This is a genomic window from Limimaricola sp. G21655-S1 (assembly GCF_027213785.1).
Lineage (GTDB): Bacteria > Pseudomonadota > Alphaproteobacteria > Rhodobacterales > Rhodobacteraceae > Limimaricola.
Map to the genome: position 1 here is coordinate 1 of NZ_JAPWGO010000017.1, position 22,400 is coordinate 22,400.

Genomic DNA, 22,400 nt, shown 5'->3' on the forward strand with positions numbered 1-22,400 from the left:
GCTAACAGTTCCGTTCGTAGCGGTCAGAACCGGCCATCTTGGTTGTCGGTGCCGGCCAAAGAGGTTGACGGTCTACAGAAAGCGGATCGAAGAGGCATTCGGTTGGGCCAAGACCGTCGGCGGGATGACCCAGACGGTCTATCGCGGCGTCGAGCGAGTGCGCTCCCGCTTCGTTCTGACGATGGCAGCCAGCAACCTCGCAAGGTTGCCTCGATTGCTGGATGCATGACGCCGAAAGGTAGCATCAGCAGCGCATACCGCTCGCGACGACATATCGGGAACTCGAGGCAGCCGGACCAGTCAAAGGGAAACCGTTCTGCCCCAGCGACTTCTTCAGCGGCCTGCTAAGAAACGCGGAGCTATTCACAGATCCCCTCGGGACACGGGATACCGCCGCTTTCAAGGCGGCGCACTTGAGAGTGCGCCGATCCTTTTAGGTTACGAGGAGCGCGTTAGCGATGGTGTAGGCTTCCGCGCCATCGAGAGCCGCTTCAATGGCCGTAGCAAGTTTAGCAAGTTCATCCTGTGTGATGAGAAGTGCCCGAGCCCGTTCGGTGCGGAGTAATACGTAGTACCCGCTCTCGGGGTCGTGTTCGCGGCCGTGCCAAGCCAGCGTTGACCCATCTTCGACCTCCTCCCCGATCAGCATGATGAAGGCTTTGATGTCACGCAGAAGTGCTTCTTCCATGATGGTCTTCGCCTCAATCTGGCGGCTGATGGCGACCGCGGTAGTACGTTGGCGAGGTTCGAGGAGCGGAATGACCTTTGTCTCGAGGCGTTTGCGCACAGCGCGTGCTTGGCCGAGTGCATCGGCGACGAGTTTCGAGATCTTGTCCATCATGCCACCTCCTTCACCGTAGTAGCGGCGTATTTTCGTATTGCCTCGAGGCCGCGTTCGAGGGCCTCGGCACAGAGCCGCGCATCGTCGGCACGAGGATCATCGGGATGCACGCTCTGAAAGCAAAGCGCTTCGGGACTGTCGATGTCGTCGGTATATTCCAGCGTCAGAAGCCGGTGCAGATCGTCCAGGTCCTGGACGACCTCTTCGGGTTCTGCTCCGAAGGCGATGGCGTCGACCACGGCAGCAGCACGCTCCTCCCAAAGCTCGCCGCCGAGAAGTACGGCTGCGGAAATGAGCCGGTCCGCATCGGTGCGAAGCCAATCGGTGAAGTCCTGGCGGAGATTTGCGGCCCGGAGCGCGGCACGCATGTTCTTGGTGTCGTAGTTCATATTCGGTCTCCTTGAGAACCCGGACCATGATTGATCCGTCAAGTTGGACCGCGCTCCCGGTCCTCATGTTTGCCTGACCTACCTCCTTCCTTTCTCTCTCGTGTATGCGGCCTGGTCGGCCGCGCCCTCGTCGAAAGGGCGCGGACCGAACCGGCCCACAACGTCCCCTCTGGCTTGCATTCGGATCTCGAAAGCTATCGTTCCGATGAGAGGTTGATGGCGGCTCGCAACAGCCCAGCGGCCTGTCGAAGTTGCGGCGACCGCCGGAAAAAGTTGAGAACGGGCGCATTCCATTCCGTGCGGGTGGCGACACCCCGTTTTCAACTTGATGCTGAATCTGCGGCGGTCCGCGTCGGCGAAGGTAGATGGAATTGGTCTGCATTGCCGTGCGAGATTCACGATTATGGCCCGGTCTGTCGATGAAGCTCTCGGGTTCGGCGGCTTTTTTTTTGGCATTCGCATGCAACGCTATGCCTTTCTGCCGCGACTCCGCTTCATACGATTGTTTGCTGATCGGGCCAAGGACTGCGCTGCAATGGTCGTCCTCGCCTTTTGCCAAATTACCTGTGACGCTGCTCCTTCACACTCGGCACGATAGGCCACGCCGGCCTCGCGGGTGCCGTGACCGAGGTGCGTGGCGATGATATCCGCAGCGTGCGCTGGGTCGTGACGTCGCATGTAGTCTGCGGCGAGGGTTCTCAGGTCGTGGGACGGCACGCCGATCGCAGCCCTCGTGAGCTCTGTGGGTAGGTTGCGATAGGGCTCGCTGTCAGAAAGCGTCAGCCAGTTCCGCCCGACAAGTTCTTGGTAGCGAACATGGACCAATCGATCGGGGCGACCGTCCAGAACCCACTCATCGAGGATGTCGCCGATCTCGGGCCAGATCGTGCCCGTCTCTGTCTTGCCTCCCGTCTTCTCTTGCTCCCACTCGGCATGCCAGGCGCCGTCGATGTCACGGACGATCTGGTCGCCGAACCGCCATGACACAAGGTCGCCCTTGCGTGGTGGCTTGTTGAGGATAACGGCGCAGACGACGGCTTGCTGCATGCAGCGGCGACGGGCGGCACTGTGCGCAGGCAGGTCTTGGGCGCGCGACCTCAGCTCTCCGATCCTGTCGGCGACGTAGGCGTAGCCTCCCCGTTCCATCAGGCCGGACAGGCGCTCCTGCTTGCTCTTCTCCGCCAATGCGGCCTGGTCACGGAGATCGCACAAGACTACCCGCATAGCGGCCAGGCTGTCCTCCGCGACGCCACCCCTTGCCCCCAGGGCGATCAACCCCTCGATGTAGTTGGCGGCCGTCACAGGCTTCACGCGTCGCTCTTTGTCGGGATGAAACAGGAATGCCTCAGACAATTCACACGCTGCGACGAACCCAAGCGTGTCAGAAGCGAGACCCTCAGCGACGACGGTGGCGCAGCGGTCGATGCTGGCGAAGTAGCGCTTCCGAGTGCTGCTTGTGATCCGTGCTGCATCGAGTCCCGATTTCATTTCTCGCCAAGCTTTGGGCCAGTTTGCTCCGACGGTCTGTTCTACCGGGTGGGCGACCCACGAAGCTGCTTTGGGTCGAAGCGCATACCATTCCTCGCTCACCAGCTTGGCTGGCGCGGTGCACACGTGGGGCGCGTATACCGAGAGGGCGCGCAGCAGACACCGAAACGTCGACTCCGAAGCGGCGGCGGCGCGATAGGCCTCCGCTGCCGGCATCAATGGATTGCTCTTCCGCCCTCGAACGGCGGACCAGAAGCGGCCCATGGCATGGGCGGCACCCGGCGCGAGGTTTGGCGCATCTGCGACCATGGCGCGACGAACAGCAGCCGGCGCGTCCTTCAGGATCTCGGTGAGATCGCCTCTCATGTTACGTCCTCCGTTTCATGCGGGCGAAGATGTCGGGATGGCGAGCGAGCAAGGACTCGCGCACGGCCACTGCCGCAGCCTCGCCGCTGTCCTTGCCGTAATGGCGTCGCGCGACTTTTTCGGTGTTTGCCAAGACCGACGCCACCTTGGCGAAATCGCCGGGCCGGACAGCGAGCATTAGCGTCGCGAGCGCATGGCGGCATTGATGAGGGGTTAGCCCGAGCCCGAGGTGCCTATCCCCGAGATCCCAGAGTTCCATGATCGAAGCGACGGACATGCATCCGGACGGCAGGTTCAGCGCCGGCTTGCGAAGCCTCGGGGCGGCAGTTCCCGGGAAAAGGTAGGGCGAAGCTTCGATACCACGAAGCTTTAGAAGAGCCGGGCGATGGACTTGGTCCCACTCCCACAAGATACGCGCATCTTGGCCGTGAACGTCGACGACAATAGTCTGGCCGTTCTTGACCTCTCCACCGGAGAAGCGAATCTCTGCATGCTCCTTGTCCACGACCCACGTCAGGTTCCGTGGGCAGCCGGCCGTCGCCTTGCGGCGGATCATGAACAGGTTGGCCGGCCGCAGCGCCCGACTGACCTGCACCGCATAGGCAGCCGCGCATGCGGAAAGTCGCAGCCCACGCTCCGTTGCAAAGTCGGTCGTTGCTGTCTCCAGTGCCTCTGTCGAGATGGTGCTAAGGCGGAACGGTGCGTTTACGAACGCAGCCGCGAGATGCGGTGACTTGCGCAGCCGGTCGCAGATTGCCTCTGCGTCGGCGGTCATCTCGACCGGTGAAAGCACGTAATCTGCGTAGAACATGCGCACGAGACCGATCCGCGCAAGGACCTCTGGATCGCGCAGGCCGTGGCGCGCGATGGTCGTAAGATTGGTGAAGCGCGACCACAGAACGGAGCTTTTGTCGGCATCCTTCAGCGTCATGGATGCCGCACTCCGCGCGATCTGGGCGTCACAGGCTGCCTCCAGCGCGTCAGTCGAGATGAGATCCCGTAGCGTCTCGAGCCCCGCGAACCCGGTCTCGGGTGCATGACTCTCGCGGATCAGCCATGTCGTCGCCTGCCGGTAGCCGGCAAGCGCGGACTTCAGATTCTTCGGTGGCTTGTTCTTCTTGCCGCGCCGCGCCACGACCTCGGCATCAACCTCAACCGCAGGCCGGCCGAGACGCAGCTGCTCTTTCGCCCAAATTCTCAGATCGGTAGGCTGACGCAGGGTCTGACGAAATACCTCCTGGGCATCCGCACGAAAGGGCGCTGGCAGCGATTGCCACACGATGCGACGGGCCCGGTCTGACGCGATCGGAACGACAAAATCCTGACGCGGAAGCAAGTCCGCAAGCTCCGGCCAGCGGTTGTGGCCGCGCCAAAGTTCGGCAATGCGCCGCGCGAATTTCCGCATCGATTTGCGCCCATCGGGCGTCGCGTCGTGCCACAGTCGGTCGAACTCGGCTTGGTCGAGGTCAGGCAGGCCGACCTGAGCCCGTGCCCGAACCAGCAGAAACGGTCGGTGCGTGTTCCTGGTGAAGAGAGCCCCGCGATCGAGAAAGCCCTCGTGGTCCGAGATGAACGCGATCGCCCTGTCGTAGCTGGCCCGGACGGTGGCGTCCGAGGTCTCGTATCCGCGCGCCGCGAGAAACCGCCCCAAGGCGCTGCGGATGCGGGAGTTGCCACGCTTGCGGGCCTTCTCAAGGTCTTTCGACCGCGAGACCGTGCCGTAAGGGGATACCGCGATCACCTTTTCGAAATAGGCGAGATCAGCCGGAAGGAGGTCCAATTCCTCCTTGGTCAGATTAAGACGCGCGGCAATCTTCTCGATCTCGCAAATCGTATCGCGGCTCTCGCCGGTTTCTTTCGCCCATTTCAGAAAGTCCGGCACCATTGGGCCATCGGCGCTGGTCAGTATTCGGTCGTGCTTCATTTATTCGATCTCCAGGGTAGGGGCCTCGCGGGCCGCCTTCAGGCACAAAGGCGGCTCGCGTGGTCCGGGCCATGGACCTCATCCGGTCCTTCCAGGAGATCGCGCCCGAAGGGACGCTTCGCACAGTCTGTCGTGATTTTTCCGCGGTTCGCAGGGTCGTCCCCAAGCATAACGCCAATAAATGTTTGGGGACCGCTGTGCGACGGGCGGAGCAAACCTGCCCGTGTCGCGAGAATGCCTATTGCTCCTGTGCGATGGGCAGGCGGCTTCACCGCCACCACTCCGCCGGAAGGTCGATGCCCCGACGCTTGAGCCAGTCGGAAACATCATGCGGATTGCAGCGGACAACGCGGAACACATTCCGCGTCGGCATGCCGTCCTCGATCCAACGCTCGACGGTGCGCACGCTGACACTGAGTGCTGCGGCAATGTCTTTCTTTGTTAGCAGATCATCTTGGTAGCGGGCGGTAAGCGCTCGTTTCGGCATTGGACCGTCTTCGCAGGCCCAGACGTCCGGCCAAGCCAAACGGTAGACTCTGCCGATACGTACAGCGTCAATTTCACGCGCTCGGATTTTGCGCCGAACCGTGTCAGGCCGCAGGCGAAAGTGGCGGGCAACTTCTTCTATAGATAGCATTTTTTCCTCATCAGGTTGATCCTGACAAGGAATTAGTCCCCGAGTGCGCGCCGCTGAAATGGCGAGCGCCGTGACCAAAGGTGTCATGCCCTAATTAGGAATATTTATTGGCGGTCAGCACCTTTGCTCCCACGACTGCGATCACGCTGTCGTGATCAGATGCGTTTTTCTATGACAACTTTTGTGCCCAGTTCCTCCGAAACGGAGGATGCAGATGAAGCACGAGCAACAATTTGAACCAACGATCCGGGTCCCGTTCTGGTCGGAGCCGTCTGACGCACGAGACCAGCTTAGACAGAAGATCGAAGAATTTGTGCAGGGTGCCGCCGAAAAGAAGGTAGAGCCCAACGCTGCCCTCGCCCTGAAAGTGACGGCCGGACTTGGCAAGACGGCAACCATGCTACGCATGATCGCGCGCCATGGCGAAGCCCTACTGGCGCGCGGCCACGTGATGATCTTCGTCCCGACGCTCGAACTGGCTGAACGAGCGCACGAAGAATTCCAAGCCCTTGCCCCGAGCTGCCCCTCCCGCGTTATCCGGGGACGCGAGGCAGCGCACCCCGACGATCGAAATCGGCAGATGTGTGAGCGTGCTGAACTGGCGAAATCAATCGCGAGTTTTGTTCCATCGGTCACAAAAGCTCTGTGCCGCTCGTACGACTCGAACGGCTATTTCGTGGCGTCCGCTTGTGCTGAGGGTTGTCCATATCTCGGCCAGAAGGACACATCAGGTCCTCATGTCGTTTTCCTATCTCATGCTTATCTGACCGTACATCCTCCTGTCGATAGCGACGTCCCCGTCGCATTACGGGTCATCGATGAAAAGGTCTGGCCCTCTCTGATACGCACCATGCATCTGTCCGTTGAGGACTTCATGGGAGCACCGCCGGCCACTTATCTGCCGACCCTTCGTCCCACACTTCTGCGGGCGAGGGCCGCGATATTGGAGGGGCTCCAGTCCAACGCTCCGCTGCGTGATCATCTCCTCGGAGTGAATGTTACCGCAGACAAATTGAATTGGTTGGAGAAAGCTGAGGCTGAGTCACGCGAATATTTGAATATTGGCCCATGGCATCCCCCCCGGCGAATGCAGGAACGGGAAGAGAAGTTCGACAAGAGATCGTTCACGGCCTCCCGGAAGAGGCAGCAGATCTTTGCACGACTCGCGGATGACGCCACCGGCGGAAATGGCTCTATGCGGCTATACGCGAAAAAGACGGAGGATGGGGCACAACAGGTTATCGAGGTTCCTGGCCTCGCTGACGTACCTCGTGACGCTCCGCTGCTCCTTCTCGATGCGGACGCCGATCCGAATATTACAGAGCACGTTTTTCCCGGTGCCAGGTTCGAGTCCATTCTATCTAAGCCGACTGCCGATATTGTTCAGATCTCCGACGTGACCGCTTCGAATAGCTGGTTGCTTGACGCCCGGCATGGGAGGCAAAGGCGTGGTGCTGTGTTGACAATTCTCAAGCGGGAAGTCGGTAGAGCAGCGAACGACGGCGTTTTGGTGGTGGCAACAAAAGCAGTCCTTCAAGCGCTACATGCAGATGTCGGTAATTCAGTCGAAGGCAGTGAGCGTGAGGCTCTTCGACAGCCCCTCCTTGGGGCCGACCCACGATGGTTCGGCCCCAGTACCCAAGGGGTGAACGATTTCGAGAACTACGCAACCATCATCGTCATCGGTCGACTTCAGCCTGACACCGCCTCCATCGAGGCATCTGCGCGCGCGGTATTCGCAAAGGATGAACGGCCAATCGCATTGCATTCTTCAGGACCACTTCCAGCTGCTGCCGCACAGCAGCTTCTGGCAGACGGATCGAGCCGAGAGCTCAGACTGCGTGCTCATCCCGACCCGCGCGCACAGGCGATCCTCGCTCAAACTCGTGAATGTGGTACGCTCCAAGCGATCGCGCGGCTACGGCTCGTTTCGCCGAGCCGTTCCAAGCGGGTAGTAATCCTGAGCAATCTGCCATTGCATGATTTCCCAGTAACGCATCTGACGACATTTCGCGCACTTGAGCTGGATCTCGAGAAAGAACCGGACGTGGAAGGCTTTGAGCGTCTGGAAAAGGCTCTGGCCATGACTTTGGGGCAGCCGATGAGGGGCACACGGCTGTCGGAAGTTGGGCTTGCAGCTGACCTTCCCCATAGCTTCAGGACTGAAGCCGTCGCACATGCCTTTCGGCGGGGACGGGATCGGGAACACATGATAGCGCTTTGTGAGCGTATCGCCGCGACCAACGGGTGGCAGATCGTTCCGCTTGAGTTGCGGCGGACCACGGGCGGCAAAGCTGTTCCAGCTATCATCCTCGACTGTCCTGGTGATCCGCTCTCAACGGCAAAGGCGCTGTGGCCAGATCTGGAGCCCAGCTTCCCACCTTGAGACAAATATTTCTTCCGTGATTTTGAAACGAACCAATCTTCCCTTCATACGCAACTGCCGAGCTGGGTTTGTCTAACCTGGTTCGACAAACCGAAAGGCAAACTTGCCATGCCAAAGACTGAGGTGGTCCCCGAAATCCGGACCCCCTGCTAAGCTTGCCGCCAACGATGGCGAGGACGAACAGCGTGGCTGGCAAACGGAAGAACTACAGCGCCGAGTTCAAGGCGAAGGTGGCCCTCGAGGCCATACGGGGTGAGGCGACGGTCGCCGAACTGGTGGCGAAGCACGGCGTGCATCAGATGGTAATCAATACTTGGAAGCGCCAAGCGCTTGAGGGCATGGCCGGGATATTCTCTGGCAAGGCCGAAGCGAACGCGGCCGAGAAGGACAGTCAGATCGAGAAACTTCACACGAAGATCGGGCAGCTCGTGGTTGAGCGCGATTTTTTAGCCAAAGCCTCCGGCCGGTGAGCGTGGCCCGGAGGCGAGAGATGATCGAACCTCAGCACCCCGCGTTGTCTGTCAGTCGCCAATGCGCGTTGATCGGCATCAGCCGCTCGGCCTGGTATGGGCTGAGAAAGGAGGAGAGCTCGCTGAACCTCGCGCTGATGAAACTGATCGACGCGCAGTTTCTGGAAACGCCGTTCTATGGCAGCCGGCAAATGGCGCGACACCTGCGCAACCAAGGCTACAGCGTGGGACGTAAGCGCGTCCGGCGGCTAATGGCGAAGATGGGCCTGCGCGCGGTCTACCAGAGGCCACGCACCACCGCGCCCCACCCGGAGCACCGCAAACGGCCCTACCTGCTGCGCGGTATGGTGATCGACCGACCGAACCAAGTCTGGTGCGCGGATATTACCTACATTCCGATGCAGAGGGGGTTCCTCTATCTCGTCGCGATCATGGATTGGGCAACGCGCCGCGTTCTCTCCTGGCGGCTGTCAAACACGATGGATGTCGAGTTCTGCATCGAGGCGTTGGAGGACGCGATACAGCGTCACGGGCTGCCGAAGATCTTCAACTCAGATCAAGGCAGCCAATTCACCAGCCCGCGCTTCACCCAGCTTTTGCTGGATGCAACGGTGAAGATCTCGATGGACGGCCGTGGACGCTGGATGGATAACGTCATGATCGAGCGCCTATGGCGGTCCCTGAAATACGAGTGCGTCTATCTGAACGCGTTCGAGACCGGCTCGGCGGCCCGGGCGGGTATCGGAAGGTGGATCGATTTCTACAACACTGCGCGGCCTCACACGGCGCTCGGTGGGCGAACACCGGTCGAGGCCCATGCGGGCCCCGGCCTGAAAGCGGCGGCATGATTAACAGGCAAGCTTAGCAGCGCCGCGAACTTGTCCGGGAAATGGGGACCACCTCACCGAAATACTGGCCGCCCCGGTCATTCCCAGAATAGCCGGGTCAGCAACACGAAGACGGTCAGCATCTCGAGCCGCCCGGCATACATTCCGAAGCTCAGAAGCCATTTGGCCAGGTCCGGCAGGGGCGCGAAGTTGCCTGCCGGGCCGATGATCGGTCCGAGCCCGGGGCCGACATTGGTGACCGCCGTGAGCGCCCCGGTGATGGCCGTCACCGGATCGAGTCCGATGAGCGCGAGCGCGACGGCAAGTCCGAAAACCGTGAGCGCGAAGAAGGTGAAGAAGGCCGCGACGCCGCTGATGACGTCGTCCTTGACAGACCGTCCCTCGTAACGGATGGGAAAGATCCCGCTTGGGTGCAACAGTTGCCGCGCACAGCTCCCAATGCTGCGCGACAGGATGATCCAGCGCATGATCTTCACGCCGCCTGCCGTCGAACCGGTGCAGCCGCCGATGGCCGTCAGGAAAAAGAATGCCACCTGCGCCGCGGGTCCCCAGAGCGTGTAGTCCACCGTGGCGAAGCCGGTGGTTGTCACCACGGAGACCACATTGAAGGCGACCTCGCGCAGCGCCGGGAGCGGCATCGCGTCGTGGTCCACCATCCGCCAGAAGGTCAGCAGCAGGATGACGATGGTCAGCCCGATGGCGAAGGCCCGGACCTGCTCGCTGCGGAAGATGCCGCGGTTTGCTGCGCGGATATACCAGACGAAGGGCAGCGCCCCGCAGAACATGAAGAACGTGCCGGCCCATTGGAGGAAGGCGCTGTCGAAATGCCCGAACGATGCGTCGTGCGTGGAATAGCCCCCGGTCGAGAGTGTCGTCATCGCATGGGTGACTGCGTCGAAGGGCGACATGCCGCCCACCAGATAGACCAGCAGGCACAGGGTGGTCAGCCCGACATAGACCCACAGGGTCGCCGCGGCGACCGAAGTCGCGCTATGAAGTTCCTTTTCCCCGCGCTCGGAGCTTTCGGTGCGGAAAAGCTGCATGCCCCCCGTGCGCAAAATCGGCAGCAGCGCCATGCCGGTGACGATGAAGCCGACGCCACCGATCCATTGCAGGATCGCGCGCCACCACAGAATGCCATGCGGTTTCTCATCGAGCCCTGTCAGCACCGTGGAGCCGGTGGTGGTGATGCCGGACATGGCTTCGAAGAAGGCGTCCGTCGGGGTCATGGCCCAGAGCCAGAGCGGCAAGGCGCCGATGCCGGCGCCGGTCAGCCACATCGTCGCCGTCAGCAGAAAAGTGTGGTTGCGCTTCAGCCGCCCCTTTGCATCCCACGCCACCAACGTCAGGGCGGTCCCGACGAAACAGGTCAGACCTCCCGCGGTGAGAAAGACCCGCCAGGTCGCCGGGAAGAACAGTGCGTCGAGCGCCAGCAGCACGCCCATGAACAGGCAGGCGATGCCATTGATCAGAAGAACAAAATGCAAGGGAGTTCTCCTGTCCGGAGGAGTCGGCCCAGGTTGTGCGACGGAGAGGGCCAGCGCTGCCGGGATCTCAAACACCATTTGAGGCGAACCGCAAGGCAGCCCGCAAGTTACATCGCCAAGCACCCGCCTTCCTTGACCTCCCAGTCGCGACCTGTATCTCTGACGCAAACAGTAGGATTTAGGGGCTCGATCATGAGCACGATCACCCGCAAACCCCGCCGTGTCGTCACCGCCCGCCGCGTCCTCGCTCTCGGCGCTTCGGCCGCCATGATCGGCTCCACTGCCGGGGCCGCCTCCGTCGCCACCGACCTGTCGGACCCGCAGGGCCTCGTCCACCAGATCGAGGCTGAAGGTGAGGGCGCTGTCGAGATCGAAACCGAGGGCGAAGGTGCCGCGGAAGCTGAAGGCGAAAGGGGCGCAATCGAGGTCGAAGGCGAGGGTGAAGGCGCTGCGGGGGCCGAAGGCGAAGGTGAGGGCGCTGTAGAGGTCGAGGGCGAAGGCTCGGTGGAAGCTGAAGGCGATGGCGAGGGCGCAGTTGAGGCCGATGGCGAGGGTGAAGGCGCCGTGGAGGCCGAGGGCGAAGGTGAGGGCGCCGTGGAGGCCGAAGGTGCCATGGAAGCCGAGGGCGAAGCTGATGCTGCCGGCGAAGGCGAGTCTGAGGGCGGCAGCTCGGCGCTCGAGCCGGCTCTGGCCCACGCGCGCAGCCTGCTGGTAATCGACGGGCTGCTGCGCGCCGCCGAGGCGCAGCGCGGGAGCGGCGAGGACGCGGCCGAGCTGATCGAGGAGGCCGCCGAACTGGCCGAGCACGGGCTCGAAGGGGCGCTCGCGGGCGAGCTTTATGAACGCATCGAAGAACTCGAAGCGGCCGCGGACGACCAAGGCTTTGCCGAACTACACGAGCGTCTGGCTGCCGCCCGGGCCGAGGCCACGGCCGCGGATCGGCTGGAAGCGATCTCCTTGGGGCTGCGCGCGGCCGGCGAGCACTACGCCGAGGCGGTCACGGACGGCGCCGTGAGCGATCGGACGGAATACCTTGAAGCCTTCGGGATCTATGAGGCGGTGAAGGCGGAGGCCGATGCACTGGCGGCATCGGATGAGGCCGCGGTCGCCGAGGTCGGCGCGGAAGTGCGCGCCCAGATCGAGGAGGCCGGTGCCGCGTTCGGTGGATCGGCCGGCGAAGACATCGCCACGCCGGAAGCCAGCCTGCTTCATGCCGCCGCTGCGCGGGTCGAGCTCTCCGCTCTGAAGCTGCGCTGATCCCATGGTCCATGTGATCGGAGGCGTCCTCGATCCTCACGAGGTCGCCGCGTTGCGCGAGGCGATCGAGGCACTTGAGTTCGAAGACGGTCGGCGCACCGCCGGGCGCTATGCGAAGGGCGTGAAGAGCAACGAGCAGGCGGCGGACACACCGGCCCGCGAGGCGATCTTCGCCAAGGTGCGCAAGGCGCTCAGTGCGAACGAGGTGTTCACCAGCGTGGCCCGGCCCCGCAAGTTCGCGCGCATGCTGGTCTCGCGCTATGGACCCGGCATGGCATACGGCACCCATGTCGACGACCCGATCATGAAGGGCAGCCGGACCGACATGTCCTTCACTCTCTTCCTAAGCGAGACCGACAGCTATGAGGGCGGCGGTCTCGTCATGGAAGACGCGATCGAGGAGCGCGTGATCCGGCTGGAGCCCGGCGATCTCGTGCTTTACCCGACCAGCGCCCTGCACCGGGTGGAGCCGGTTGCACAGGGCACGCGCGTGGCCGTGGTCGGCTGGGTTACCAGCTGGGTGCGGTCGGCAGAGCAGCGCGAGGTCCTGCACGATCTCGACGTTGCCGCGCGCGCGGTCTTCGACAGCCAGGGCAAGTCGCCGGCCTTCGACCGTCTGCTCAAGGCCAAGAGCAACCTCTACCGGATGTGGGCTGCCGACTGAGGGCGGCCCGGCCTTAAAGAGCTCTGGTGGGGTGGCCGCCCTGCTTTGACTTGGCACGCGAAGGCCCAGCGTGGCGAGGCGTCTGCCGCATACCCGGTCACGAAAACCTTTGCGGTATCATTGGTGGGCTCGATCTGCTCAAGGTGGCCGTGGTCAAGCCCGACTTCGACCTCAGTTTTCTGATAAGACGATGGGCTGCTTCGGCGATAAGCAAAGGAAATTACCTTCGTCATGCTTCCCAAGCAGCTCGGTGAGGGACATGCTGAACTTGGCCATCGAGTAGTTCGTGGGGACGTGAACGAAGTCAGCAAACTCCATCGCGACCTTTGAAAAGCGGCTAACGGGTGTACTGACCTGTCTGATAGAAACGCTATTAGATCGGAAAGGAAGGAAGCTACTAACGCGCAGAAACCCATATAGAGAGAGATGTCATCGCCCTGCCTTCTTCAATTATCGAAGAGACCCATATATGGCACTTCCCAAGCTCCGTTGGCATAGAGTCTTTCAAATTGGCGTCACTCTCAAGGGGCTACATGCGCTGATGGAAATCGCTGGCGGGCTTGTATTCCATTTCGTCCCTGTACCAAAGATCTTGCACTGGGCCAACTTGGTGATGCAAGATGAGCTGATCGAAGATCCGCGCGACTTCTTGGCCACGCATCTACTTATCGCAGCACAGCAACTCTCCATAGAAGCATAGGCCTTCTATTCTTTCTACCTCCTCAGCCATGGCTTAATTAAAATTGTCCTTGTGGCGGGGCTTCTGCGCGAGAAGCTGGTCGCTTACCCGCTGTCGCTCGTGGCGCTTGGGGGCTTCATGATCTACCAAATCTATCGTTACAGCTACACTTATGCTTCAGGGCTGCTCGTGCTGACGATCTTCGACTTGGTTGTCGTCATCCTAATCTGGCACGAATGGCGGCTGCTGCGGAGGCATATTAGGCCGGGATGAACGTGCCCCGTCACCGATCAACGCCATGGAGGCTCAAATCCGTCAGATCGCACCGATAGACCGAGAAGCAGGATTTGGCAGGTCCGCATTGCCAATTGGCATCGTGCAATCCTATGCTGGACTCGAACCAGCAGGGTGCGGATTCCGCTGGCCGCCCGTGGTCCAAGTTTGAGTCTTAAATCGAAGACCTGAATGGAGCTTCAGGTCGAAGCTCTCGGCCCTTTCAAATAAGTCACGAAAGGTGCTGAACAGCCGCTTCACTTGTAACGGGCAAAAACCAACATGCAGTGAGGGATTACGGAATGCTTCGTTATTTGCGTTCACCAAGTCGCTCCTCCAGAAGTTCGATCTGGATCTGCTGCAACTCTGCGAGCCGATGCCATTGCGCTGTAATTTGATGGTCAATCTTTTCGTGCAACTGTCGCACCTCCAGCTCGGCCTTCAGATTGATGCGATAGTCGTTCTCGGCTCGGGCGCGGTCTTTCGCCTCCTGCCGGCGCTGGCTCATCATGATGACCGGAGCTTGAAGCGCCGCGACGGTCGAGAGTACGAGGTTCAGAAGGATAAAAGGGTAAGGGTCGAAAGGCTTGGCGAGCCAGCTTGACAGGTTGAGGGTGACCCAAGCGACCAGGACGATCGCGAAGCCGACGATAAAGCCCCAGCTGCCGCCGATACGGGCCACGGCATCGGCGATACGATCGCCCCTGCGAGCAGCCTGTTCCTCGGCTATATCCGGAAGGCGCACGACGAGGCCGCCTGAAACAAAGCTGTCGATGACTTGGCGATCGAGATCGTGCAGAGCCCCGCGCTCGTCCAGCAACAGTGCCTCGACACGCCGCGCGCGATAACGCGCAAGATCGAGGCCGCAGATGAACGCACCCTGGGCCCAACCTGATACGTCTCTGGCAAGCATTTCCGATATTCCAGGCCGGACGGCAGCGTACGGGCGCAGTTCGCTCATCGGGAGACTGCGCCCACAAACAACGCATCGATCGAAGTCTGATGGTCCATCCTGTGGCTTCGGCATGACGACCCTCCCACCGTTTCGAGCAGCGCTCGCAACACGTTCCAGCCGCCTTCCGATGGCGACGCGCACCTGGGACCATGCCTCTTCCCTGCCTTTCGACCAAGGGCCGGATTATCAGCCTCGCGGCCGGTCCCGCGTACCTCTGCTCCATCATCCCCGCCTATCGATAGATTGCCGCCGGCATGTCTATGATCCATGCTCTGAACGGGCATCCTCATTCGCCGTGCTCGGGTCTTCGCGTCATGTCAGGGCTAATAGGTGAAAGCATCGCGCCGAGCAGCGCATCGGATCTCGCTCCGACATGGAGTTCGTCGGCGAAGGACCTCGTTTTTACGTCGCTCGGGGGAAGCCGCGTCTGGGCCACGCTCGGCTACGGCATCCTCAACGAGGTCTATTGGCCCTCGACAGGAAGCCCGCAGACCCGCGATCTCGGCTTCATCGTCGCTGGACCGGCAGGATGGTTCGAGGTCAAGCGCGTCAACAGCTATGAAATTGCGACACCGCAGCCCGATATACCGCTTCCTACCATCACGCATGAAGGACCAGGCTACAGGCTGTTGCTCGAGTTCGTCCCCGATCCGGACCGGGATGTTCTCTTGATCGGCTTTGATCTCAGAGGTGACGGGTGCCGCCTTTATCCACTGTTGGCGCCTCGATTGGGGCTCACCAACGGAGACAACACGGCGTATGCAGGCGCGGCTCTGAGTGCCGAGGGTGGCGGCGACTGGCTGCACTTGGAAGCAGAGCCGGGCTTCACCCGCAGCTCGGCCGGCTTCGTCGGGACGTCCGATGGCTGGCAGGATTTCGATCGCCATGGCGCAATGACATGGGACCACGATCTGGCCGGACCGGGAAACGTGGCACTGATGGGTGAACTGAGCACCACGACCGGCACTCTGGCATTGGCCTTTGCCACCACGAGGGAGGGCGCGGCGACGTTGGCACGATCGGCCCTCGTCGTGGGTCTGCCGGAGGTGCGGGCGGCGGCCTTGTCGGGCTGGACCGACTGGGCCGCGCAGCTGCGGTTGCCATCGGACGCTGTGCCCGCCGATCTCGCGGCGCAGGCGCACCGCTCGGCGGCGGTTCTGAAAACGCATGAGGACCGCACTTATCCTGGAGCCATCGTGGCCTCGCTCAGCATTCCATGGGGCAACGCCCACGACGATCTGGGCGGCTACCACCTCGTCTGGGCCCGCGACGCGGTGAACTCTGGTCTCGGCCTGTTGGTAACTGGCCAGACTGAGGATGCGCGCCGTATGCTGTCCTACCTGGTCGCCATGCAACAGCCCGATGGGCATTGGGGACAGAACTTCTATCCCGACGGCCGCCCCTACTGGCGAGGCATTCAGATGGACGAGGTTGGCCTTCCAGTGATCCTTGCCACGAAGCTGCTGGAGACTGGTCTCATTCTGCCGGACGGCCCGATGTACGACCACGTCTGGCGCATGGTCGAACGTGCTACTGGCTACATCCTGCGCAACGGGCCGCTCACTGAACAGGACCGTTGGGAAGAGAATGCGGGCCTGAATTGTTACAGCCTGTCGGTGCAGGTGACGGCGCTCGTCGCAGCGGGCCAGTGGTTGAGCGGTGCGCCGCGGGATCTGGCTCTGGCGATGGCAGATGACTGGAATGCGCGCATCGAGAACTGGACCTTCGTAAGCGGCACAGGTCTGGACCACGCGCATGACATTGCGGGGCATTATGTCCGCATCGTGCCGGACGGCAGGCGCCCTCCTGCCGGGCAGCAGGTGGAGGTACGCAACCGCGGAGGGCTGATCACCAACGTCGAAGACTTGGTGGCACTGGATTTCCTATCCTTGGCACGCTTCGGATTGCGCCCGTCCGACGACCGAGGGCTCTGCGACACGGTGAAGGTTTGTGATGCTCTGTTGGGTGTCGATACGCCGAGGGGCCGCTCTTTCTACCGCTACAACGGTGACGGCTATGGCGAGCATGCCAACGGGGCGCCATTCGATGGGCAGGGGATCGGACGCGCTTGGCCTCTATTGACCGGTGAGAGGGGCCATTTCGCGATGCAAATAGGCGAAGACCCTAATCCTTGGTTGTCCGCAATGGCGGGTATGACCGGCCCCGGGGGCCTGATCCCGGAACAGGTATGGGAGGCTCCGGATCTGCCCGATCGGGGTTTGAGGCCGGGGCAGCCGACCGGCGCCGCGATGCCGTTGGTTTGGGCGCATTCGGAATACCTACGGCTTGCCGCAGCGGCCTGTACCGGCAAACCGATCGAATTGCTGGACTGCGTCGCGGCACGGTACGGGACACTGCGCCCGAATCCAAAAACCCGGTACTGGAGGGACCCGACTCCACTGCGCCAGATCCTTCAGGGGACACGCCTTTGCGTCATGGATCGTGGTCCGTTCACCTTGCACGCCAGTGAGGATGACTGGCGGACCACATCTGATCTCGAGGCAGAAGCTCTTCCGTTCAGAGGGTTGTTCGGCGCGACGGTTGAGGTCTCCGAAGGTGCGAGAGAACTGGTCTTCACACGGCGACGTCAGGACGGCTGGGAGGGCCGCGACCACCGCGTTTCGATCCAGCCCCGGACAACGGAGAGCTGAAGCCGAATCCATTGGTCTCGGCGTATCGACCCGCATGTCCGGAAGACACCCGAATTCTTGGCACGCTTGGGCTCGGTTGCAGGTTGCTCGGAGGAGCCGCCTCCGGTTCGTTCCATGCTCCTCAATCCAATGTCCGTCGAAACCGGATCAGTGCGACGACCGATAACAGAACGGCGAAGCCGATCAATGCCGCCAGGGAGTTGGACACCGCGGCTGCGCCGGCTCCCTTCAGCATGACCGCACGGATCAGGCGCAAGAAATGGGTGAGCGGAAACACTTCTCCCATGATCTGGGCCCAAGTCGGCATACCCCTGAAGGGAAACATGAACCCAGACAGCATCAGGGATGGCAGGAAGAAGAAAAACGTCAGTTGCATCGCCTGCATTTGCGTTCGGGCCACGGTCGAGATCAGGTAGCCGAGAAGCACCAGCGCCAAGACGAAGATCAGTACGCCCGCGAGGATCAGTGACAGGTCGCCTATGAAGGGAACGCCAAAAATGGCACGTGCCGCGCTCAGAACCACCACGACCTGAACTGCACCGACCCCCAGATAGGGCATGATCTTGCCCAGCATGATCTCGAAAGGCGTCGCGGGCATCGAGAGCAGATTCTCCATCGTTCCCCTCTCGATCTCGCGTGTAAGTGCCATGGCGGTCATCATGACCATGGTAAGCTGCAAAATCACGCCAAGCAGACCCGGAACGATGTTGTACTGGGTAACGCCCTCCGGATTGAATCTGCGGTGAACGATGATGGAGAGCTGATCGGAGGCGCTTTGGCGTTGGACGGCCTCGTTCCCGATTTCGCGCAGCAGCGCCTCGGCCGCCACTGTGCCCAGCGTGGAGATCGCACCGGAGGCCACGGGTGGGTCGGTAGCATCGGCCTCGATCAGGAGCGTTGGGCGGTCGCCCCTCTCGACCCGCCGTCCGAAATCGGATGGCACTGTGACGACGAAGACAACCTCGCCACGTTCCATCATCGCGTCGGCCTCGGCCGCAGAAGCGTGAGGCGCGACGAAGTTGTAATAGCCGGTGAGCTCGAGCGCCGTCACCATTGCCCGGGTGAACCGGTCCTGCGTAGGCGCAACGAGAGCGGCGGGAAGATGCTTGGGGTCGGTGTTGATCGCGAAGCCGAACAGCAGAAGCTGTAATATTGGAATACCAAGCATCATGGCAAAGGTCAGGCGATCTCGACGCATCTGGATCGTTTCCTTCGCCAAGATGGCCCCCAGACGCCGGAAAGAGAAGAACCAGGTCATCTCGTACCGGCCTCGCGCATGAGGTGGATGAAGATGTCCTCCAGACTGGTGTCAATCACCTCTATACTGGCCCCTGTCGCGGCGGCGGCCGCCGCCACGGCGTGGCGGAACTGGTCACTATCTCTCCCAACGACATGCAGCGTGCTGGCGAAGGAAGCGACCTGTTCGACATGCCGGTTGGCAGCAAGGATCTGTGCCGCCTCAGCCATGCGTGGCCCCCTGAACAAGTAGGTCTTCAGCGCCGATACCAGCGCGACCTCATCCACGGTGCCTTGAGCGATCATCCGGCCGTTGGCGATGTAGCTGATCTTGTGGCAACGTTCGGCCTCATCCATGTAGTGGGTCGACACCAGAACAGTGATCGCTTGCGCAGCCAACTGGTGGATCTCGTTCCAGAACTCCCGCCGGGCCTTCGGGTCAACTCCAGCGGTCGGTTCGTCCAGCAGCAACAGGTGCGGGCGGTGCATGACGCACGCCGCCAGCGCCAGTCTTTGCTTCCATCCGCCCGAAAGTGTGCCCGCCAACTGATGTTTGCGCGAGGCGAGACCGAAATCTTCGAGCGTGTCCCGTACGATCTGACGGGCAGGCCGCAAGCCATACAGTCCCGCCACGAAGCGCAGGTTCTCCTCGATGTTCAGGTCGTCATAAGAGGAAAACCGCTGGGTCATGTAGCCGATCTGGCGCTTGATCGCGCCGGGAGCGGTGCGGATGTCGTGACCGAGCACACGGCCTGCGCCGCCGTCGAGGGTCAGCAACCCGCAGATCATCCGCAGGGTGGTGGTCTTGCCCGACCCGTTGGGCCCGAGAAACCCGCGTATTTCACCCGTACCCACCTCGAGAGAGAGGTTGTCGACCACCGTCCTGCCGTCGAAGCGCTTGGTGAGGCCGGTCACCGAGATGGCGGGTTCAATCATCTGCGACCATCCGGGAGCGCGACATCGACGATTTGGCCAGGTTTGAACTCATCCGCCTGCGATGGAACGGCCTCGACGAGATAGACAAGCTTTTGGCGGCTTTCGAGCGAGTAGATCACCGGGGGCGTGAACTCAGCCCTGTCGGAGACAAAGACCACCCGTGCCGTGGCATCTGCGGAGCACCCATCGCAATGAACGACAAGTTCTGTCCCGACCTCGACCAGATGGAACGATGTTTCCGGGATATAAAGTCGCAGCTTGATCGCATCATCCGCAAGGAGGGACAGGATCGGAGCAGCCGGGCCGGCGATCTCGCCGGAGGTCCGGATCACATCATGTATCGTTCCGGTGGCCGGTGCGTGCAGCACACGCTGGTCAAGCAGCCACTTTGCCATTTCCAGCGCAGCTTCAGCTTTGGCCACCAAGGCTTCGGCGGCTGCGATCTCGTGCGTGCGGGCCGGCATCCGGGCCACGATGAGATCAGCCTCGATCTCGGCGACGTGCGCCTCGGCGATCTCCAAGGCGGTGGCGGCATCGTCGCGCTGTGTGCGTGTGGCCGCTCCCCGCGCGGCCAGATCCGCCAGCCTGTTCATCGTGCGCTTCGCTTCGGCAGCTTGGGCGCGCGCCGACGCCAAATCCGCCTCTATGACCTTGAGTTCCTCCGGGCGACGGCCTTCCATCAAGTCTGCAAGATGACTGCGAGCCTGCGCCAGGGAAGCTTCCGCATCGGCAAGCGCAATCTCGGCATCATGCTGTTCCATGCGCACGATCTGTTCACCGGTCTCGACCCTATCCCCTCGCGTGACCGAGATATCGGCGATCTGTGCTATGGAAACTGGTGCAACGAGGATAAAGTCGCCCTCCACATATCCGGTCGCAAACGGCGGCGGCAGGGCACAGGCAGCAAGCAAGGCCGACAAGCCCGGAATTTCGCAAGAAAACAGGCCCATCTCCAGTTCCTCATCGGCCTGCATCCACACTGCGCCCTCGAAGCCAAAGGACAAAGGAAAAAGGCGTATGGGTGGGACGCTTCCTTCAGCCGACAGCTACTAAGAATAGAGCAGTCAATGAGGGATTGATCGCCTTTTGAGGATGGCTTCGACGTTTCAGAGCAGCATTCTGCTGTTCGCGGCGAACCTGAATGCAAAATTAGGAGAGCGAGCGCCGGTGCTTCCAAAATTGGTGCACCTTTTTTACGTTCTATTCTTTGGCCGAATTATTAGATGTGCTGCCTTGGGGTTGTTAAATATTTTCTAAAGTAGCGCTATTTCAACTCCTCGTCGTTTTCTTCAAATTTCCATCTCACGCAATGAAAGTTGAGCGATCGGGTAACAGACTGCACACGAAAGTTTGTCCCCTCTTGCCTTGGCAAACATGCCATGGGCGTTTTCAAGCACCTTGCCGCGTGAGCTCTTGAAGATTAAGATCTATTCGTGGCGCAGAGGTGTTTCGACTCGTAGTGCCGATAGGAACCAATACCCCTACGGAGGCGATTGCTCGGCATTTGCAGTACGACTTCCGAGCGGGCGCCCCGGCCCACATGACGGCACTGCCTGCCTTCAGAGAGGAAGCGCTAAATGGGTGTCGTGCTACACGGATTGGCGACAGCCCACCCCGTGTACGAGTTATCGCAAGATCTCGTCCGGCATAGCGCCGAACGAATTTTTGGACCGCGCTTCCCGCAATTCGAACGCCTCGCTGCGAGTTTCGCCCAATCCGGCATCGAGCGCCGCTGGTCGGTCACTCCGATAGAGTGGTTCGAGGAACCGCATGGTTGGGCCGACCGCAACGCCGTCTATCTCAAGGGCGGCGAGAAGATGTTCCGCGACGCCGCCACGGGCGCGCTCGAGCGCGCCGGCTGGCGCGCCGATGAGGTCGACACCATCGTCACCGTCTCCACCACTGGCATCGCCACACCGAGTTTCGAGGCGCGCGCGGCGGCGGCAATGGGATTTCGGGGCGATGTCACGCGGGTGCCGGTCTTCGGCCTGGGCTGCGCCGGTGGCACGGCGGGTCTCGGCATCGCCGCCGACCTCGCCCGCGCCCGCCCCGGGACGAAGGTGCTCTTAGTGGTGATCGAGGCCTGCACCCCCTCCTTTCGCTCGGACCGATTGCAGAAGGCCGACATCATCGCCACGGTGCTGTTCGGCGACGGCGCGGCGGCGGCCTGCCTGAGCTGCGACGCCGGGGGCGGCACCGGCCCGGTGGCGATCGGGCCGGCGCATCAGCACATGTGGCCCGATACGCTGCGGATCATGGGCTGGGAGGTCGACGATGAGGGGCTGGGTGTGGTGTTCGACCGAGCCATCCCGGGCTTCGCCACTGAGCATTTCGCCGGAGCCGTCGACGGCGCGCTGGCCGCGGCGGGGCTGCGGCGCGCCGATATCGACCGCTACGTCTGCCATCCCGGCGGCGCCAAGGTGGTCATGGCAATCGAATCGGCGCTGGAGCTCGGCGAGGGCACGCTCGACGCCGAGCGTGAGGTGCTGCGCGATTTCGGCAACATGAGTGCACCAAGCGTGCTCTTCGTGCTTGATCGTGTGCTGGCCTCCGGCACCACGGGGCGGATGCTGGCCTGCGCGCTGGGTCCGGGCTTCACCGCCGCCTTCGTCGTGCTGGACGTGGCCGCATGAGCGCAGGCGCGCTGCTGTTTCTCAGCTTCCTCGGGCTACAGCGACTGGCCGCGCTGGTCATCCCCCGGCGCAACACCACGCGGCTGATGGCGCGCGGCGCGGATGAGCACGGCGCGGGGTACTACCCGCTGATCGTGGCTCTGCACGCAGGCTGGCTCGCGGCGATGGCGGCCTTCGGGATCGACGCGTTGACTGGTCACTGAAGTAAGTCGAATGGCAGGCTTCGCTGCTTCATTGGGAAAAGCGATGGAAGAGAGGCTTCAATGGTAAAATTATGCCC

General features: G+C 61.8%; 18 protein-coding genes and 1 pseudogene. 9 read left to right on the forward strand and 10 right to left on the reverse strand.

Annotation, left to right across the window (positions count from 1 at the left end; genetic code table 11):
* A partial coding sequence (locus O4G76_RS15365; RefSeq protein ID WP_269398141.1) for a transposase occupies positions 1–229 on the forward strand: 229 nt, incomplete at its 5' end.
* Between the two features lie 204 nt (positions 230–433).
* Here O4G76_RS15365 and O4G76_RS15370 read toward each other — a convergent pair.
* From O4G76_RS15370 to O4G76_RS15390, 5 genes are all read right to left on the reverse strand, one after another.
* The gene (locus O4G76_RS15370) at positions 434–841 is read right to left on the reverse strand and encodes a hypothetical protein (protein ID WP_269398142.1); all 408 of its coding nucleotides are present in this window, start codon (positions 839–841) and stop codon (positions 434–436) included.
* Positions 838–1,230 carry a hypothetical protein gene (locus O4G76_RS15375; protein WP_269398143.1) on the reverse strand — a complete coding sequence of 131 codons (393 nt, stop codon included), beginning with the start codon at positions 1,228–1,230 and terminating at the stop codon, positions 838–840. Before O4G76_RS15375 ends, O4G76_RS15370 begins: the two co-directional genes overlap by 4 nt.
* Positions 1,231–1,698: 468 nt before the next feature.
* Positions 1,699–3,084 carry a hypothetical protein gene (locus O4G76_RS15380; RefSeq protein ID WP_269398144.1) on the reverse strand — a complete coding sequence of 462 codons (1,386 nt, stop codon included), beginning with the start codon at positions 3,082–3,084 and terminating at the stop codon, positions 1,699–1,701.
* 1 nt (position 3,085) lies between these two features.
* Positions 3,086–5,008, reverse strand: a complete 1,923-nt coding sequence (locus O4G76_RS15385) for a site-specific integrase (RefSeq protein WP_269398145.1) — start codon at positions 5,006–5,008, stop codon at positions 3,086–3,088.
* Positions 5,009–5,276: 268 nt separating this feature from the next.
* On the reverse strand, positions 5,277–5,732 hold the full coding sequence (locus O4G76_RS15390; protein WP_269398146.1) for a helix-turn-helix domain-containing protein: 456 nt from the start codon (positions 5,730–5,732) through the stop codon (positions 5,277–5,279).
* A 127-nt stretch (positions 5,733–5,859) separates the two neighbouring features.
* On the opposite strand from O4G76_RS15390, the gene O4G76_RS15395 reads away from it, so the two are divergent.
* Together O4G76_RS15395 and O4G76_RS15400 are read left to right on the forward strand one after the other, a co-directional pair.
* Complete coding sequence (locus tag O4G76_RS15395; protein WP_269398147.1) at positions 5,860–8,031, forward strand: DEAD/DEAH box helicase family protein; 2,172 nt, start codon at positions 5,860–5,862, stop codon at positions 8,029–8,031.
* 185 nt (positions 8,032–8,216) lie between these two features.
* A protein-coding gene (locus O4G76_RS15400) for an IS3 family transposase (protein WP_269398204.1) occupies positions 8,217–9,349 on the forward strand; the annotation gives its coding sequence in 2 pieces (ribosomal slippage) (positions 8,217–8,472 and positions 8,472–9,349; 1,134 coding nt in all).
* A gap of 77 nt (positions 9,350–9,426) precedes the next feature.
* Here the strand turns inward: O4G76_RS15400 and O4G76_RS15405 are convergent.
* The gene (locus tag O4G76_RS15405; protein ID WP_269398148.1) at positions 9,427–10,914 is read right to left on the reverse strand and encodes a TrkH family potassium uptake protein; all 1,488 of its coding nucleotides are present in this window, start codon (positions 10,912–10,914) and stop codon (positions 9,427–9,429) included.
* A 114-nt stretch (positions 10,915–11,028) separates the two neighbouring features.
* Between O4G76_RS15405 and O4G76_RS15410 the strand changes: the two genes are divergently transcribed.
* The 3 genes and pseudogenes from O4G76_RS15410 to O4G76_RS22065 all read left to right on the forward strand — a co-directional run bounded on the left by O4G76_RS15410 (position 11,029) and on the right by O4G76_RS22065 (position 13,709).
* Positions 11,029–12,093 (forward strand): hypothetical protein, encoded by a 1,065-nt coding sequence (locus O4G76_RS15410; RefSeq protein ID WP_269398149.1) that lies wholly within the window; start codon positions 11,029–11,031, stop codon positions 12,091–12,093.
* A 4-nt stretch (positions 12,094–12,097) separates the two neighbouring features.
* Entirely contained in the window at positions 12,098–12,757 is a 660-nt protein-coding gene (locus tag O4G76_RS15415) for a Fe2+-dependent dioxygenase (protein WP_269398150.1), read from the forward strand.
* 469 nt (positions 12,758–13,226) lie between these two features.
* Positions 13,227–13,709 (forward strand): annotated as a pseudogene (locus O4G76_RS22065) (DUF2127 domain-containing protein).
* Positions 13,710–14,019: 310 nt separating this feature from the next.
* Here O4G76_RS22065 and O4G76_RS15430 read toward each other — a convergent pair.
* Entirely contained in the window at positions 14,020–14,670 is a 651-nt protein-coding gene (locus O4G76_RS15430) for a DUF1003 domain-containing protein (RefSeq protein ID WP_269398152.1), read from the reverse strand.
* Positions 14,671–14,924: 254 nt separating this feature from the next.
* On the opposite strand from O4G76_RS15430, the gene O4G76_RS15435 reads away from it, so the two are divergent.
* Positions 14,925–17,315, forward strand: a complete 2,391-nt coding sequence (locus O4G76_RS15435; protein WP_269398153.1) for a glycoside hydrolase family 15 protein — start codon at positions 14,925–14,927, stop codon at positions 17,313–17,315.
* 121 nt (positions 17,316–17,436) lie between these two features.
* Here O4G76_RS15435 and O4G76_RS15440 read toward each other — a convergent pair whose 3' ends face one another.
* The 3 genes from O4G76_RS15440 to O4G76_RS15450 are packed head-to-tail and all read right to left on the reverse strand — an operon-like array spanning position 17,437 to position 20,461.
* On the reverse strand, positions 17,437–18,573 hold the full coding sequence (locus tag O4G76_RS15440; protein WP_269398154.1) for an ABC transporter permease: 1,137 nt from the start codon (positions 18,571–18,573) through the stop codon (positions 17,437–17,439).
* Positions 18,570–19,487, reverse strand: a complete 918-nt coding sequence (locus O4G76_RS15445; RefSeq protein WP_269398155.1) for an ABC transporter ATP-binding protein — start codon at positions 19,485–19,487, stop codon at positions 18,570–18,572. The genes O4G76_RS15440 and O4G76_RS15445 overlap by 4 nt, the downstream gene beginning before the upstream one ends.
* Positions 19,484–20,461, reverse strand: coding sequence for an HlyD family secretion protein (locus tag O4G76_RS15450; RefSeq protein ID WP_269398156.1), 978 nt, complete (start codon positions 20,459–20,461; stop codon positions 19,484–19,486). The genes O4G76_RS15445 and O4G76_RS15450 overlap by 4 nt, the downstream gene beginning before the upstream one ends.
* Before the next feature lie 642 nt (positions 20,462–21,103).
* Between O4G76_RS15450 and O4G76_RS15455 the strand changes: the two genes are divergently transcribed.
* Positions 21,104–22,120: a 3-oxoacyl-[acyl-carrier-protein] synthase III C-terminal domain-containing protein gene (locus O4G76_RS15455; RefSeq protein WP_269398157.1), complete on the forward strand. Its 1,017-nt coding sequence runs from the start codon at positions 21,104–21,106 to the stop codon at positions 22,118–22,120.
* On the forward strand, positions 22,117–22,323 hold the full coding sequence (locus tag O4G76_RS15460; protein ID WP_269398158.1) for a hypothetical protein: 207 nt from the start codon (positions 22,117–22,119) through the stop codon (positions 22,321–22,323). The genes O4G76_RS15455 and O4G76_RS15460 overlap by 4 nt, the downstream gene beginning before the upstream one ends.
* The last annotated feature ends 77 nt before the right edge of the window (positions 22,324–22,400 follow it).

Bases quoted from the DNA above. Each gene is read 5' to 3' on its own strand.
- O4G76_RS15370 (WP_269398142.1), bottom strand. From the start codon at position 841: ATGATGGACAAGATCTCGAAACTCGTCGCCGATGCACTCGGCCAAGCA.
- O4G76_RS15375 (WP_269398143.1), bottom strand. From the start codon at position 1,230: ATGAACTACGACACCAAGAACATGCGTGCCGCGCTCCGGGCCGCAAAT.
- O4G76_RS15380 (WP_269398144.1), bottom strand. From the start codon at position 3,084: ATGAGAGGCGATCTCACCGAGATCCTGAAGGACGCGCCGGCTGCTGTT.
- O4G76_RS15385 (WP_269398145.1), bottom strand. From the start codon at position 5,008: ATGAAGCACGACCGAATACTGACCAGCGCCGATGGCCCAATGGTGCCG.
- O4G76_RS15390 (WP_269398146.1), bottom strand. From the start codon at position 5,732: ATGACACCTTTGGTCACGGCGCTCGCCATTTCAGCGGCGCGCACTCGG.
- O4G76_RS15395 (WP_269398147.1), top strand. From the start codon at position 5,860: ATGAAGCACGAGCAACAATTTGAACCAACGATCCGGGTCCCGTTCTGG.
- O4G76_RS15405 (WP_269398148.1), bottom strand. From the start codon at position 10,914: ATGGTGTTTGAGATCCCGGCAGCGCTGGCCCTCTCCGTCGCACAACCT.
- O4G76_RS15410 (WP_269398149.1), top strand. From the start codon at position 11,029: ATGAGCACGATCACCCGCAAACCCCGCCGTGTCGTCACCGCCCGCCGC.
- O4G76_RS15415 (WP_269398150.1), top strand. From the start codon at position 12,098: ATGGTCCATGTGATCGGAGGCGTCCTCGATCCTCACGAGGTCGCCGCG.
- O4G76_RS15430 (WP_269398152.1), bottom strand. From the start codon at position 14,670: ATGAGCGAACTGCGCCCGTACGCTGCCGTCCGGCCTGGAATATCGGAA.
- O4G76_RS15435 (WP_269398153.1), top strand. From the start codon at position 14,925: ATGATCCATGCTCTGAACGGGCATCCTCATTCGCCGTGCTCGGGTCTT.
- O4G76_RS15440 (WP_269398154.1), bottom strand. From the start codon at position 18,573: ATGACCTGGTTCTTCTCTTTCCGGCGTCTGGGGGCCATCTTGGCGAAG.
- O4G76_RS15445 (WP_269398155.1), bottom strand. From the start codon at position 19,487: ATGATTGAACCCGCCATCTCGGTGACCGGCCTCACCAAGCGCTTCGAC.
- O4G76_RS15450 (WP_269398156.1), bottom strand. From the start codon at position 20,461: ATGCAGGCCGATGAGGAACTGGAGATGGGCCTGTTTTCTTGCGAAATT.
- O4G76_RS15460 (WP_269398158.1), top strand. From the start codon at position 22,117: ATGAGCGCAGGCGCGCTGCTGTTTCTCAGCTTCCTCGGGCTACAGCGA.